This is a genomic window from Acidithiobacillus ferrivorans, assembly GCF_016250455.1.
Classification (GTDB): domain Bacteria; phylum Pseudomonadota; class Gammaproteobacteria; order Acidithiobacillales; family Acidithiobacillaceae; genus Acidithiobacillus; species Acidithiobacillus ferrivorans.
Map to the genome: position 1 here is coordinate 2,975,001 of NZ_CP059488.1, position 14,149 is coordinate 2,989,149.

At 59.4% G+C, this 14,149-nt stretch carries 12 protein-coding genes (1 of these 12 running past the window's edge); 8 read left to right on the plus strand and 4 right to left on the minus strand.

Translation table 11 applies throughout. The annotated features are described in order from the left end of the window. Positions 1-1,559, minus strand: partial view of a plasma-membrane proton-efflux P-type ATPase gene (locus H2515_RS14920; RefSeq protein WP_065413031.1) — the 5' portion only. Its footprint begins 733 nt before the window's first position; 1,559 of the gene's 2,292 nt are visible here — the first part of the coding sequence; its start codon is at positions 1,557-1,559; its stop codon lies beyond the left edge, outside the window. A 239-nt stretch (positions 1,560-1,798) separates the two neighbouring features. Here H2515_RS14920 and panD point away from each other — a divergent pair, with 239 nt between their 5' ends. From panD to kch, 4 genes are all read left to right on the plus strand, one after another. Further along, positions 1,799-2,182 carry an aspartate 1-decarboxylase gene (gene panD, locus H2515_RS14925; RefSeq protein ID WP_332873291.1) on the plus strand — a complete coding sequence of 128 codons (384 nt, stop codon included), beginning with the start codon at positions 1,799-1,801 and terminating at the stop codon, positions 2,180-2,182. 48 nt (positions 2,183-2,230) lie between these two features. Then, positions 2,231-3,418 (plus strand): MFS transporter, encoded by a 1,188-nt coding sequence (locus H2515_RS14930; protein WP_198660502.1) that lies wholly within the window; start codon positions 2,231-2,233, stop codon positions 3,416-3,418. 154 nt (positions 3,419-3,572) lie between these two features. Further along, positions 3,573-4,259, plus strand: coding sequence for a ribosome biogenesis GTP-binding protein YihA/YsxC (yihA, locus tag H2515_RS14935; RefSeq protein ID WP_035191471.1), 687 nt, complete (start codon positions 3,573-3,575; stop codon positions 4,257-4,259). 65 nt (positions 4,260-4,324) lie between these two features. Next, positions 4,325-5,587 carry a voltage-gated potassium channel protein gene (gene kch, locus H2515_RS14940; RefSeq protein ID WP_065413033.1) on the plus strand — a complete coding sequence of 421 codons (1,263 nt, stop codon included), beginning with the start codon at positions 4,325-4,327 and terminating at the stop codon, positions 5,585-5,587. Between the two features lie 2 nt (positions 5,588-5,589). Here the strand turns inward: kch and polA are convergent, their stop codons facing one another. After that, positions 5,590-8,289: a DNA polymerase I gene (polA, locus tag H2515_RS14945; RefSeq protein WP_198660503.1), complete on the minus strand. Its 2,700-nt coding sequence runs from the start codon at positions 8,287-8,289 to the stop codon at positions 5,590-5,592. Positions 8,290-8,358: 69 nt separating this feature from the next. Between polA and H2515_RS14950 the strand changes: the two genes are divergently transcribed. Genes H2515_RS14950 through H2515_RS14960 form a run of 3 tightly spaced genes read left to right on the plus strand, consistent with a single transcriptional unit; the run spans position 8,359 to position 10,381 of the window. Continuing rightward, on the plus strand, positions 8,359-9,078 hold the full coding sequence (locus H2515_RS14950) for an LOG family protein (protein ID WP_198660504.1): 720 nt from the start codon (positions 8,359-8,361) through the stop codon (positions 9,076-9,078). 21 nt (positions 9,079-9,099) lie between these two features. Further along, complete coding sequence (locus H2515_RS14955) at positions 9,100-9,435, plus strand: DUF2782 domain-containing protein (protein ID WP_035191463.1); 336 nt, start codon at positions 9,100-9,102, stop codon at positions 9,433-9,435. Between the two features lie 13 nt (positions 9,436-9,448). Beyond that, a complete protein-coding gene (locus tag H2515_RS14960; protein WP_035191461.1) occupies positions 9,449-10,381 on the plus strand; it encodes a homoserine kinase in 933 nt (310 codons plus the stop codon). 138 nt (positions 10,382-10,519) lie between these two features. Here H2515_RS14960 and H2515_RS14965 read toward each other — a convergent pair whose 3' ends face one another. Both H2515_RS14965 and H2515_RS14970 read right to left on the minus strand, forming a co-directional pair. Next, complete coding sequence (locus tag H2515_RS14965) at positions 10,520-10,927, minus strand: ComEA family DNA-binding protein (protein ID WP_065413036.1); 408 nt, start codon at positions 10,925-10,927, stop codon at positions 10,520-10,522. Between the two features lie 17 nt (positions 10,928-10,944). Further along, positions 10,945-13,074 carry a UvrD-helicase domain-containing protein gene (locus H2515_RS14970; protein ID WP_198660505.1) on the minus strand — a complete coding sequence of 710 codons (2,130 nt, stop codon included), beginning with the start codon at positions 13,072-13,074 and terminating at the stop codon, positions 10,945-10,947. A 115-nt stretch (positions 13,075-13,189) separates the two neighbouring features. Here H2515_RS14970 and H2515_RS14975 point away from each other — a divergent pair, with 115 nt between their 5' ends. Further along, positions 13,190-14,128 (plus strand): DnaJ C-terminal domain-containing protein, encoded by a 939-nt coding sequence (locus H2515_RS14975; protein ID WP_198660506.1) that lies wholly within the window; start codon positions 13,190-13,192, stop codon positions 14,126-14,128. The last annotated feature ends 21 nt before the right edge of the window (positions 14,129-14,149 follow it).

A 14,149-nucleotide genomic window follows, 5' to 3' on the forward strand; every position in this document is an offset into this window, starting at 1 on the left:
ACCCCATCGCCCGTCATACCGACGATCCGGCCTTTTTTCTGTAAAGCTTGCACCAGATGGAATTTGTCGGCGGGAAAGACACCGGCGTAGACCGCGCAGTCCTCAGCCAAGGCGTTGCGGTCGCAAACACTACCCGTGATGGCCAGCGATGTGGCGACATTTCTTGCCGTCTGCAAACTGTCACCGGTGACCATGCGGACCCGAACGCCAAGCTCCTGCAAATGCTGAACAACTTCGGCGGCATCCGGACGAATCGGGTCAGCGAGTGCGAGCAGGCCGAGAAAACGCGGTTGACCATCCGGGCCGGCCGCCACCGCAAGTACCCGTGCGCCGCTGGCGGCGAGATCCGTTGTCGCTTCTTCCCAGCCCGTATTGCTACAGAGTTTGGCGATGATCTGGGGGGCGCCTTTGAGTGCGCGCCATGATGCGTCACCCTGCATGAAAACCCCCTCAGAACGCTTGGTGGCAGGATCAAAAGGCACAAATTGCTGGCGATCAGGCAGCGCTGCGATCCGGGCTGCCGACTTCCGGAGGATGGCGAGATCAATGGGATCCTGGGTGGCACTGTCACTGGCCATGGCGGCCATACTGAGCAGTTGCGTCTCTTCTACGCCGGGCCACGTTTTTATCTGACTGAGGCTGAGGCGGTTCTGGGTGAGCGTGCCGGTTTTGTCACTGCAGAGATCACTCATGGCGGCAGCTTCTTCCACAGCGGCCAGACGGGTGACCAACACCCCACGGTGCACCAGATGCAGGGAGGCGATGGCGGTGGCCAGAGTGAAGGTGGCAGGCAGCGCCACCGGCACTGAAGCAACCAGCAGGATGAGCGCAAAAGGAAGTATTTCCGCAAGAGAGATATGGTTGGCGGCTGCGTAAATCAGGATCGCGGCGACGAGAACAACGTCCATTATTATCAGATAGCGGACAATGGAGAGAACCAATTCTTCCAAGTGACTTTTGGCACCGGCGCCGCGCACTAACTCTGCGGTTTTACCGAAATAACTCCTGGCACCGGTCGCCGTGACCTCACCTGACGCTTCACCGCGACGCACGACGGATGCGGAATAGAGGGTGTCGCCCACGGCGCATTCCACGGGCATGGATTCTCCCGTCAGGGCGGATTGGTCGACCAGTATGCTGCCATCGCTGAGATGCAGATCGGCGGGGACGATGTCGCCGACCCGCACATGAACCAGGTCACCTGGTACCAGGTCAGAGGCCGAGAGGCTTTGCCATTGTCCGTCGCGACAGGCGCGGGCCTGAATCCGCAGTCGCTCTTTCAGCAGTGCCAGCGCGCTCTGCGCCTTGCGCTCCTGACTGAAACCGAGCGCGCCGTTAAAAATGAGGAGCAAAGTGATGATGATGGCTTCTGGCCACTTACCCAATATGGCTTCCAGAATGAGGGTGCTTTCCAGCATCCAGGGCACGGGTGCCCAGAACTTGTGGAGAAAAAGCAGCCAGTTTTTGGGTTTTTCTTCGGCGACCGCATTGGGGCCATATTGGGCAAACCGTTGCCGCGCCTCGTCGCTACTCAGTCCGTCACAGGTGTTTTCCGGCATATTCCGCTATCCCGATATCTTTTATATTCACTCAAGTATAGAACCCTGAAACCACGAAGATTCCCCCACAGCCCATACTGGTAGTAAACTGAGCCGATTGCATTGCATTGGGAGCATGGCGTTATGTTAAGCCTCTGGGGAGAAATGGTGCTTATGGTAGGGACACCTATTATCCTCGTGTCCGTCGCCTGGAGGGTGAACCATCTGGCGAAACAGCAACTTCAGAATAAGGATCTGCCATGATTTTATTGACCCTCTTGAAGGGCAAACTGCATCGGGTGCGGGCCACTGCCGTCGAACTGGAATACGAAGGCTCCTGCGCGATTGACAGCGATCTGCTGGCTGCGGCAGGCATCCATCCTTATGAGCAAGTACATATTTACGATGTGAATAATGGGGATCGTTTCAGTACCTATGCGATCAGCGCCCCGACCGGGTCGGGGATCATTTCGGTCAATGGCGCGGCGGCGCGGCGGGTGGCCTTGGGGGACATCCTCATCATTGCGGCCTATGCGCAGGTAGCGGAAGAGAAGGTTGCCGGTTTCCAGCCGCAACTAGTGTACGTGGATGAGCACAATCGCATAACCCGACGCAGTCAGCAGATTGATCCCGCCTCTGCCTGAGCGGTGAACCCCTTGTTGAAGGGGATACCCCGTAATACTCGGCTGCTGATGAGCGCGCGCGCCGCCCGCAGCGTGGGGCAGGGGGCGCTGGTCGTGGATTTCGCACTCTATTTGCATGCCCTGCACTGGGCAACGCTGAGTATTGGCGTGTTATACTCGGTTAGCCTACTGGTCGGCGCTTTAGCAACCCTGCTGGTGGGTCCCTTGAGTGATCACTTTGGCGCCAAAGGCTTTCTATTGGGCTACGAAGGAATTCAACTCATCGCTGCGTCCATCGCGCTCAGTACCGCGCAACCTGTCTGGCTTACTCTGGCTGCCATTCTCGGGGCTTTCGGTCGCGGCGCCAACGGCGGGGCCGGTCCCTTCGCCCCGGCGGAGCAATCCTGGATGTCGCGAAGTGTGGCCAGCGAGCAATGGGGAAAGATTTTTCACTTTAATACCAGCGTCGGACTCTTTGGGATGGCGGCGGGTGCCACACTGGCCACCCTACCCGGTATTTTAGCGGGCGTGTTGCCGGGTGCTGAGGTTTACAGACCACTCTTCCTGGTTGTCTTGCTGGGTTCGCTTATCTGCCTGCTGTTTTTGCATGCCGCAGAAGAGTCGCCGACTGCTGCGGCACCAGCGGAGCAAAGTGAGCAGATACAGACAGCCCCTCCAGCGGCGCGCAAGCCCATCTGGCGGGTGCTGCTGACTTTCGGCACCATTAATGCCCTGAATGGTCTGGGAATTGGTATGGTGGGGCCGTTGATGGCGTACTGGTTTCACCTGCGCTTTGGGGTGGGACCAGCGGCGATTGGTGGCGCGATGGCACTCGCCTTCGTCAGTGCCGCTTTCATGTCGCTGATCGGTCTGCGCCTCACCCGGCGCTTTGGCTTGGTGGGAACGGTTTTGCGCATGCGCCTGCTCGGACTGCTTCTGTTGCTGGTTCTGCCGTTCTCGCCGTTTTTCTGGCTGGCGATGCTGATTTTTATCGCCCGCGGGGCATTGAATCAAGGGAACATAGGTTCACGGCAGGCGCTATTTCTCGGCTTGGTGGACGAGGACCGACGGGGCCTGGCCGCGACGGTGAACAGCCTGTCTGTACAGGCCCCGCGTGCCATTGGTCCGACGATTGCCGCTACGCTCTTTCAGGCAGAGATGCTGGTAACACCCTTTCTCATTGCGGGGGTACTGCAAGGTGCGTATTTGTATTTTTTTCAGCGATTTTTTAGAAAAGAAATGACGCCACACAGGTGACAAGATCAGGAAACAACCGAGGCAACGACAGCGCCTCTTGCACTCGGCGCGAGACCCGCAACATCCGCAGCCTATGACCTCGCCCAGACCGCGACGGGCGCAATGTTATGGTTCCGCATTGCCAGACGGGGTAGGCGGCGACTATGCTCTAAGCATGGACCATACTAACCCCAATTCCTTTCGTTTCGCGCCGCTACGGCGGGCTGCCTATCGCCTGAGTGTGACCCAAGCGGAACAGTTACCCGCCGATGATGGCGTCGAAGTGGCTTTTGCCGGTCGCTCCAACGTCGGCAAGTCATCCACCCTCAATATGCTGACTGAACGACGGGCACTGGCGCGAGTCAGTCGTACTCCGGGCCGTACCCAAGCCATCAATGTTTTCGACCTCGATCCTGGTCAGCGCCTCGTGGACCTGCCTGGCTATGGGTATGCCAAGGTACCCGAAGCGCTACGGCGTTCTTGGGGACCGCTGCTGGAACAATATCTGCGGCGGCGCGGCAGCTTGCGCGGATTGATCCTGGTGATGGACATCCGCCACCCCTACGGCCCTCATGATGCCGATCTCATTGCCTTCGCGGCGGGCTGCGGAAGACCAGTGCATGTCTTGTTGAACAAAGCCGACAAACTCAGTCGCGGCGCGGCCATTCAAGAAATGGCCCGCCTGCGGCGGATTCCAGAATTGCGGGGGATCGCCATGCAGCTTTTCTCTGCCCAGTCAGGGCTTGGTATAGATGATTTACATGAACGTATAGCGACCTGGCTCACGCCAGAAGCGGAAAAAAAGCCCCCGGCGGATGCCGGGGCCAATAGCGAGCCCTCAAAGGGAGGGGAGGACTCATGATCCGGCCAGGGAGGATAGACCGGATCCAGACAACCAATAGGCTATCCACGGCTTTGGAGTGAAGCGTGCCCAAAAAGTTCAGTGAACGTCACCCCTGGCCTGTGCGGCCAGACTGGCATGTTCGCTGGCGCGTGCGCGGGCAGCGCTGGGCGAACCTCCTCCACCTGGAGGACTGGTATCCGCATTTCCCCATCGCGGCGGCAGTAGGTTTTCTCGGGATCTTCAATATCCTCCCGGCGCTGGAGCATCTGCTGGGCCTGAGCTACGTCGGCAGTCTGGCAGCTGTCTCCCACAGCTTTGTGCTCGATGCCTTTCGCGGTATTCCCCAGGGCGCTGCAGGCGTCATCTTGCTCATCATGTCCCTGGGTCTGCTCTTTCGCTCCCGTTTTGCCTGGGCCCTTGTCCTGATTATGGCGATGGCCATCCTTGCCTTCGGGATTTATCGGCACCCCTATCAGATCTCCGTGCTGCTTTATTACAATGCCGCCCTGGTGCTTTTTCTGTGGGTGTTCCGCGGCCGTTTCAATCGCAGCAGCCTGGCAACTGGTACATTGTTTGCGTTAGTCGGTGCCATCATGGTCGTGAGTTATGGCGTCTTTGGCGCATATATTCTGGGGGACGGATTCAAACCGCAAATTCACAGCCTTTCTACGGCGCTCTATTTTTCGGTGGTTACCATGGCCACTGTGGGCTATGGAGATATCCTGCCGGTCAGCAACGAATCGCGACTTTTTGTGGTATCTTTGATTGTGCTGGGGATAACGGTATTTGCTACTTCGCTTTCAGCCATTATCGTTCCGGCAGTAAACAACCGCCTGCAATCGGCCCTGCGAGGAGAAAAACGCCGCATGATCCGTAAAGACCACTATATTATCGCCGGGGACACCCCGCTGGCACGCAACAGCTATCGCGAACTCAAAGGCCGCAATCTGCCCGTAGTAGTGGTTATGGGACACCAGCCTGATGACTCCATCTATCAGCCAGAGGATTTGATCATCGGCGACTCCAGCGATACGGATGTGCTGCGTAGCGCCGGGGCCGAGCAGGCCGCAGCCGTGCTCGCCCTGCGCGCGGATGATTCAGAAAACGCCTTTGTCGTGCTGGCAGTCAAAGAAATGGAGGGGTCGGCCAAAACAGTAGCCGCCGTCAATGACAGCAAAAATCTGGGCCGGGTGCGCCGGGTACAGCCGGACATGATTATCGCCCCCCAGGTGCTCGGCGGCGAACTGCTGGCGATGGCTCTCAACGGTGAACAACTGGACAGCAATGCGGTGATGAAGATGTTCCGCTTCAGCAGCAGTGGGACAGAGGCGGACAAGAAGGGCTGAGATCAACTGTGGGCTTCGTCCCAGTGCCTGCCGACACCGAGTTCTACCAGCAAAGGCACGGCCAACTCCGCAACGCCCTCCATACGTTCCCGTAGCACCGACTGCGCAACCGCCAGACTGGCCTCCGGCACTTCCAGAATCAGTTCGTCATGCACCTGGAGAATCATCCGACCGCGCTCCGGGGCCTCCTGCAACCAGCTATCTACCGCAATCATTGCCATCTTGATGAGATCTGCCGCAGTGCCCTGCATGGGTGCGTTAATGGCCGCACGCTCGGCATAATTACGCCGGGCCGGATTACTGGAGCGAATTTCCGGTACATACAGACGGCGGCCAAAGAGCGTCTCCACATAGCCCTGCTTTTTCGCCAGGATGCGGGTTTGCTCCATATACGCAAGAACGCCGGGGTAGCGCTCGAAATAGCGGTCCATGTACTGTCTGGCGGTGGCCTGATCAATGCCCAACTGCTGGGCGAGACCATAAGGGGTCTGCCCGTAAATCAGGCCGAAGTTAATGGCCTTGGCGGCACGACGCGCGGCGCTGTCCACCGCCCCCGGCGCCAGATTAAAGACCTCGGCAGCGGTGGCGGCATGAATATCCTGACCCTCTGCAAAGGCTTGCAGCAGGCGCGCATCTTTAGAGAGGTGAGCCATAATGCGCAGCTCTATCTGGGAATAATCCGCACTGAGCAGCCAGTGCCCGGCTTCGGCAATGAAGGCCTGACGAATACGCCGGCCTTGTTCAGTACGCACCGGTATGTTTTGCAGATTCGGCTCACTGGATGAGAGCCGTCCAGTGGCCGCCACCGCCTGCTGAAAATGGGTATGGACCCGGCCGGTGTCGGGATTCATCATCTGCGGCAGTGCGTCCGCATAAGTATTCTTGAGCTTGGCCATGCCGCGATAATCGAGAATCAGGCGCGGCAGATCGGCGTGAACAGCGAGCTGGGCGAGCACATCTTCATTGGTCGACGGCTGACCGCCGGGGGTTTTCTTGAGTACCGGCAACTGCATTTTGTCGAAAAGGATTTCCTGAATCTGTTTGGGGGAGTTGAGATTGAAGGACTGCCCCGCCTGGACAAAGGCCTTCTGTTCACAGTCCGCCATATCCTTGCTCAACTCCGTGCTGAGCACTTCGAGCTGGACGCGATCGACTTTAACACCCGCTTCTTCCATGCGCGCCAGCACCAGCACCAGCGGCATTTCTATTTCCATCAACACCCGCTGCAAGCCCGGCTCGCTGGCAAACTGTGGCCAGAGCCGCGCATCCACCCGCAGACAGACATCCGCGTCTTCTGCTGCATAGGGCAGTGCCTCCACTACCGGCACATCGGCAAAATTACGCGCTGACTTGCCTTTGCCGGCCACCTCTTCGTAGCGGATGTTCTGATGTTGCAGATAGCGCTCGGCGAGGCTGTCAAGATCATGGCCATTGTGACTGCTGTTAAAGACGTAGCTTTCCAGCAAAGTGTCGCGCAGCAGGCCAGCGGGGTGGATACCATGTCGCCAGAAAACCCGCCAATCGTATTTAGCGTTCTGGGCCAGCTTGGCGGCCTGCGGATCTTCCAGCCACGGGCGCAAGGCGGTGAGCACGGTCTGCCGATCCAGTTGCGGACTACCGTCACGGTGGCCAACGGGAATGTAGACTGCCTGATTGTCACCACCGGCCTGCCAGGCGCAGGAAATCCCCACCAGATCGGCATGCAGCGGGTCAAGGCTCGTGGTTTCCGTGTCCAGAGCGACCACATCGGCCGTTTTCAGGGCGCGCAGCAGCATGTTCAGCGCTTCCACAGTGGTGATGGCCAGGTAGGCCGCGCGCTCAATATCACTGCTCTGCTTTTCCGGCACTTCCCCAGTCTCGTCCACCGGCAGGTCCTTAAGCCAGGCGTGGAAACCCAGGCGCCGCGCTAACGCGCGCAGGGTGGCCACATCCGCCTCCCGGCGTGCGTAAGCCGCGGCTGGCAGCGTCACATTACAGCGAATGGTCGCCAGCTCGCGGCTCAAGGGCAAATAATGTGCGGCGGCGCGCAGCGCTTCACCCACCTTGCCACTGATGTCACCGGCGTGGGCCAGCACGCCGTCCAGATCGCCATACTGCATCAGCCATTTGGCGGCGGTTTTCGGTCCGGCACCCGGTACGCCGGGAATGTTATCGACCTTATCCCCAGTCAGGGCCAGCAGGTCGGCAATGCGCTCCGGCGGCACACCAAAGCGCTCCTCGACCCCCGCCACATCCGTTGCCACGCCTTTCATGGTGTCGATGAGACGCACCCGCGGGCTTACCAATTGCGCCATGTCCTTGTCACCGGTGATGACGAGCACCTCCTGATCAGGCGCCGCCGCCTGGGCCAGCGTGCCGATGACATCGTCCGCCTCGACATCGGGTTCGATGACCAGCGGCAACCCCATGGCCCTGATCCATTCGTACAGCAGCGAAACCTGAGCCCGTAGCTCCTCCGGCATGGAGGGCCGCTGTGCCTTATACTCAGGATAGAGCCTGTCCCGGAACGTGCCACCGGGAGCGTCGAATATGACGATGATTTCGTCGCTCGGATACTCTTTCAGTAGGCGACGGAGCATGTTGGCGACGCCGTAAATAGCCCCGGTCGGAAGGTTGTCCGGCGCACGCAAGTCGGGCAGCGCATGAAACGCACGATAGAGGAAGCTGGAGGCGTCGACGAGGATACGGGGGTCTTGAGGCATAGTTTGGGACTTCTCTGCGGATTTCCGTCATAATACGGAAAATTACCACCTTTGACACGGGAATGACGGATGCGGGCACATCTCGAAGAGGAAAAGCTGCGCGACAAGGGCGAGGGCCGCCTCACCCGCGAGGCCTGGAAAATCTTTCAGATTATGGCCGAATTTGTGCGCGGTTACGAAAAACTGGCCGACGTCGACCCTTGTGTCAGCATTTTCGGTTCCGCCCGCATTGACCCGGAGCATCCCTGGTATCTGAAAACCCAGGAGATCGCCGAGAAACTCTCCAATGCCGGGTTTTCTGTCATCAGCGGGGGCGGTCCCGGGGTGATGGAAGCCGCCAATAAGGGCGCCTTTCGCGGCACGGGCTACAGCATCGGGCTCAATATCGAACTACCCCATGAGCAACATACCAACCCTTACCAGGATGTCTCCATATCCTTCGAGCATTTTTACTCACGCAAAGTCATGTTCGTGAAATACGCGGTCGCCTATGTGGTGATGCCGGGCGGTTTCGGAACACTGGACGAACTTGCCGAGTGTCTGACCCTGGTACAGACCGGCAAGACCCGCAAGATGCCGATCATTCTGGTGGAGTCCAGTTTTTGGAAAGGACTGATCGACTGGTGGCGGGAATCCATGTTGACGGCGGGGACCATCAGGCCGGAAGATCTCAATCTCATCACCATGATCGACGACACCGACGAAGTGGTATCGGCCATTTTTAATCACTATGAAAAACGCGGCTTTGCGCCGTCCGCCGCTGAGACAGAGGCCCTTCTCAACCTTTAAGGACCCCCAGGGAGTATTACCATGTCCATACGCATATTCGCCCTAGTTGTCGGTACCTGCTTTGCGTTAGGCAGCAGCCTCTCCGCGTGGGCAGCGGACGATATTCAGAAACTGCATCTGCCCACCCTGGCCCCCGATGCCAAGGCTAGGCCTAAAGCCGAGATCAAGGTGCCACAAGGCTCCAAGATTGAGCAGTATAAGGTCAATGGCAAGGTGTACATGGTCAAGGTCATTCCACCCAAGCCGTTTCCGCCTTATTATCTGGAAGACAAGGGCGGCACCGGCCGTTTCACCGAAGTACCACAAACGGCGGCTGAACACCTGAGTGTGCCTCAGTGGGTTATTTTCCGCTGGTAACTGAGTACCGTTCATGTCTGTTTATACCAGTGTCAGTGACCTCGAACTCGCGCAATTTCTCAGGGATTACGACCTCGGTGGCGCCCTCGCGCTGACTGGTATTTCCGCTGGCGTAGAGAACAGCAACTATTTCCTCGATACTGAAAAAGGTCACTTTGTCCTGACGCTTTTCGAGCGTCTGCCGCGCAGCAAAATTCCTTATTTTCTTGATCTCACCGAATGGCTGAGCCTGCACGGCATTCCCTGCCCGCGTCCCATGCACACCCTGGCAGGAAACAGTCTCAGCACGTTATGTGGCAAACCCGCCGCCATCGTTCAGCGTCTGCGCGGTACGTCCATCGAGGGGCGGGCGCCCTCTATTGCCGAAATCAGCGCGCTTGGAACCTTGCTGGCACGGATGCATCTGGCCGGGGAAGGCTTTCCCGAGCGGCACCCTAATCCTGCCGGCTTCTCCTGGTGGCAGGAGACGGCCAGACATCTGGTACCGCACCTGAGCCGCGAGGATAATGCCCTCATTGCTGAGGAGCTGGCCTATCAGGGCACCCGGGATCGCACAGCGCTCCCCGGTGGTGTCGTGCATGCCGATCTTTTCCCCGATAATGTTTTGTTCGAGAACGGCCGGATCTCGGGCACCATCGATTTTTACTACGCTGGGGATGATGTCTGGCTCTACGACCTGGCGGTAGTGGCCAACTCCTGGTGCTCCGAGACCGATGGTCACCTTACCCCCGTATTGGTCCGTGCGTTATGGGATGCCTATGTGGCCACTCGCCCCCTGCAGGCGGGCGAGGAAGTGTTGTGGTTCCCCCTGCTGCGCGCCGCCGCCCTACGCTTCTGGCTTCTGCGCCTGGATGCCATACATTTTCGTCGCCCCGGTACCATCACCCAATGCAAAGACCCGGAGGAATACCGGCAGATTCTTTTGCAGCGTCGGCAGATGGTATAAACACCAGCCCGCCACGGCTCCGCAACATCATTAACAAGATCATGACTTCAGGATTTAAGCGCAATGCCGAAGAACAAATCCTCGCTGGCGGGCAAGGCCTAATCCGGATGAAATACAGCCAGATCATTGCGGGGTAGCTTAGTCCTTGAGCGAGAAGGCATTGCTCTGTGGAGAGCTTTCCAGAATATAGCCGTGACTTCCGCGCCGAACGACGCGCTCCTCCCCCACCGGCACTGCAGCATGAGAGTGACCAGCCTGTCGGGCCGCTTTTTGCGGCAAGACCGAGTCGCCGCTGAGGCTCAGCATCGGGCGCAAGTGCTCTAACAGCTTGGGACCGATGCCATGGACACTGGCGAGATCATCCACGCGCTTGAAAGGTCCATGCGCCTGCCGGTATTCCAGCATCGCCTGTGCCTTGGCCGGACCAATACCCGGCAGCGTATCCAGTGCCGCAGCATCAGCAGTATTGATATTCACCGACGCCCAGACGGCAGGGGCAAACAGCAGGAACAACAAGCACAAAAGTCCACGTAATCCTGTTTTCATCACGCTCCACTCCTTTTTTAAGGCAACCGCTCCAAAGCCACCACCCCCAGCGCCAGCCACTTGCTGCCCGAGGCGAACTGCACCTGAATCCGGCCCTGGCGACCGCCTGCCTCATAGTCCAGCACCATCCCCTCGCCAAAGACCGGGTGCTGGAGGCGCGAGCCCAGCGGAAAGGGCATATCCGGTGCCGCTGCCCGCACGGGTATAGCCGGTCGGCTGATCCGCGCCCGCGGCCGCAGTTCCTGCAGGAGTTCCTGGGGAATCTCCCGCAAAAAGCGGGAGGGCATGGTCATCCGTTCACTGCCATGCAGGCGGCGACTCTCGGCATGGCTGATGACCAGCAAGCGCATGGCGCGGGTCATGCCCACATAACAAAGACGCCGTTCCTCGGCCAGTCCTTGAGGGTCTTCCAGAGAGCGTTGATGGGGGAAGAGCCCTTCTTCCAGCCCCACCAGAAACACCAGTGGGAACTCCAGGCCCTTGGCGCTGTGCAAACTCATCAATTGCACGCAGTCTTCCCAGGCATCGCCAGCGCCATCCCCAGCCTCCAGCGCTGCATGGGTCAGAAATTCCGAGAGCATATTCCCCGGTTGCGGCACCAGATCACCCAGATTGGGGTCGGCAGCCCAGTCCTGGGCATAACTGCGCGCGGCGCTGATCAACTCGTCCAGGTTTTCCAGCCGTCCCTCGGCACGATCGCTTTCGCGGCTGTGCCACTCACGCAGGCCGGTGCGGGCCAGCACGGTCTCCACCCGCTCGCCGAGATCCGTCTCTGCCGTCCGCGCGGCCAGATCATCCAGCAGATTAAGGAAGGCGTTGATTTTCGGTTGACCCAGTTCTCCGGCCGCCTGCCAGAGCGAGAGGCCACGCGCACGGGCCAGATGACGCAGACGTTCGACGCTGACCGCACCGATGCCGCGCGCGGGCACATTCACCACCCGCTCAAAGGCGGCATCGTCATGGTGATTGACCGTGAGGCGCAGGTAGGCCAGCGTATCCTTGATCTCGGCACGCTCGAAGAAACGCAGGCCGCCATAGACCCGATAGGGCATGCCTTCGCGCACCAACACTTCTTCAAAAGCCCGCGACTGGGCGTTGGAGCGATAGAGGATGGCACATTCGGCACGGCGACCATCGGCTTCCAGCCAGCGCTGAATGCGGCCCACCACATAGCGCGCCTCATCGACCTCATTGTAGGCCGTATAGAGCTGAATAGCCTCACCGCCCGGCTCCGCCGTCCACAGGGTTTTATCGAGACGATCAGGGTTGTGGGCGATGACCGCATTGGCGGCTTGCAGGATAGGTGCCGTCGAACGGTAGTTCTGCTCCAGCCGCACCACCTGTGCTCCGGCAAAGTCTTCACTGAAGCGCAGCAGATTCTCCACGCGCGCACCACGCCAGGCATAAATGGACTGATCGTCATCGCCGACCACGAAAATCTGCCCATGCCGCGCCAGTCCCTTCAGCCAGGCGTATTGCACTGCATTGGTGTCCTGAAACTCGTCCACCAGAATATGTTGAAAACGCCGCTGATAATGATCGAGGATTTCCGGCGACTCCCAGAGACGCAGGGCATAGAGCAACAGGTCACCGAAGTCCACCAACCCGGAGCGCTTTTTAGCCGCTTCATAGGCGCTGTAGATGGGAATGAAGGGTGCCGCTGCCAGGCCCTCATATTGTTGCACCTGCTCCGGCCCCCAACCTTCGTCTTTCCAGCGACCGACACGCCCGGCCATAGCCCGCGGCGGCCACTGCTTCTCATCCATTTGCGCTTCACGCATGATCCGCCGCAGCAAACGCTGGCTATCATCGGCATCCAGAACCTGAAAATCCGTGGGCAAGCCCAGCGCCGCGTGATGCATGCGCAGCAGGCGGTGGGCGAGGCCGTGGAAGGTCCCCATCCACAAGACCCGCAAATCCATGGCCACCATGGCATCCAGGCGCCCGCGCATGGCGCGTGCCGCCTTGTTGGTGAAGGTCACCGCGAGAATCTCGCCGGGGTGTACGTCTCCTTCCAGCAAATGGGCAATGCGGCTGGTCAGCACCCGCGTTTTGCCCGAGCCCGCCCCGGCCAGCACCAGCGCCGGGCCGGGCGGCAGGGTCACCGCCTCCAGTTGGCGGGGATTGAGAGCAGACCATTCAGACACAGCAACTCCTCGGGCTTGGGTATCCACGCTTGAAAATACGGCATAATGACCGCATTGTGAAAGCAGACTTGCAGTCAGGCCGCTGTCTGCTATAACCAATGATAAGGGGGATGAATTGGAATACAAGGACTATTACAGGATTCTGGGTGTCGAACGTAGCGCTGATGCCGACGCGATCAAGGCATCTTATCGCAAAATGGCGCGCAAATATCACCCTGACGTCAGCAAGGAAAAGGATGCAGAAGACCGCTTCAAGGATCTTCAGGAAGCCTATGAGGTGCTCAAAGACCCGGAGAAGCGCGCCGCCTATGACCAATTGGGCAGCAACTGGCGCGCCGGTCAGGATTTCCGTCCACCGCCCGGTTGGGGACAGCAGGCGGGCGGTGGTGGTGCGGATTTTGGGGGCGGCGGATTCAGTGATTTTTTCGAGTCCATGTTCCGCCAGCAGCAGGGTGGTGGCTTTCGTGGCAGCGGGGGCGGCGGATTCCGCCGCCAGGGCGAAGACAGCGAGGCTACTATCCAGGTCAGTCTGGAGGATGCGACCCACGGCGCCCAGCGCGAGATCAGCCTGGAAGTGCCCACCATGGGATCCGATGGCCGTATGCGCCGGGAAGCGCGGCACCTGACCGTCAAAATTCCTAAGGGCATCCGCGCAGGTCAGCGGCTGCGTATGGCCGGGCAGGGCGCACCGGGCATGGGCGGCGGTCCCAATGGGGATCTGTACCTGCACATCCAATTCCAGCCACACCCCAGGTTTCGGGTAGAGGGTAGCGATTTGTACCACGACCTGCACATCACCCCATGGGAGGCGGCGCTGGGCGCCAGCGTCGAGGTCCCCACCCTGGATGGCGACGTACGTATGAAGATTCCGGCCGGCAGCACCAGCGGGCAGAAGCTACGGCTCAGCCAGAAGGGGTTGCCGGGCTCTGGCGGCAAAACGCCCGGCGATCTGTATGCGGTGATCCAGATTGTCGTCCCCAAAAAAATCAGTGAGCCGGAAAAAGCCCTGTGGAACCAACTGGCGGAGATATCCGACTTCCATCCCCGCCGCTAACCAGAAGACAGAGGAGATACC

What these genes read in the sequence shown, in the direction of transcription:
- panD (WP_332873291.1), top strand. Translation starts at nt 1,799, where the DNA reads ATGATTTTATTGACCCTCTTGAAGGGCAAACTGCATCGGGTGCGGGCC.
- H2515_RS14930 (WP_198660502.1), top strand. Translation starts at nt 2,231, where the DNA reads ATGAGCGCGCGCGCCGCCCGCAGCGTGGGGCAGGGGGCGCTGGTCGTG.
- yihA (WP_035191471.1), top strand. Translation starts at nt 3,573, where the DNA reads ATGGACCATACTAACCCCAATTCCTTTCGTTTCGCGCCGCTACGGCGG.
- polA (WP_198660503.1), bottom strand. Translation starts at nt 8,289, where the DNA reads ATGCCTCAAGACCCCCGTATCCTCGTCGACGCCTCCAGCTTCCTCTAT.
- H2515_RS14950 (WP_198660504.1), top strand. Translation starts at nt 8,359, where the DNA reads ATGCGGGCACATCTCGAAGAGGAAAAGCTGCGCGACAAGGGCGAGGGC.
- H2515_RS14955 (WP_035191463.1), top strand. Translation starts at nt 9,100, where the DNA reads ATGTCCATACGCATATTCGCCCTAGTTGTCGGTACCTGCTTTGCGTTA.
- H2515_RS14960 (WP_035191461.1), top strand. Translation starts at nt 9,449, where the DNA reads ATGTCTGTTTATACCAGTGTCAGTGACCTCGAACTCGCGCAATTTCTC.
- H2515_RS14965 (WP_065413036.1), bottom strand. Translation starts at nt 10,927, where the DNA reads ATGAAAACAGGATTACGTGGACTTTTGTGCTTGTTGTTCCTGCTGTTT.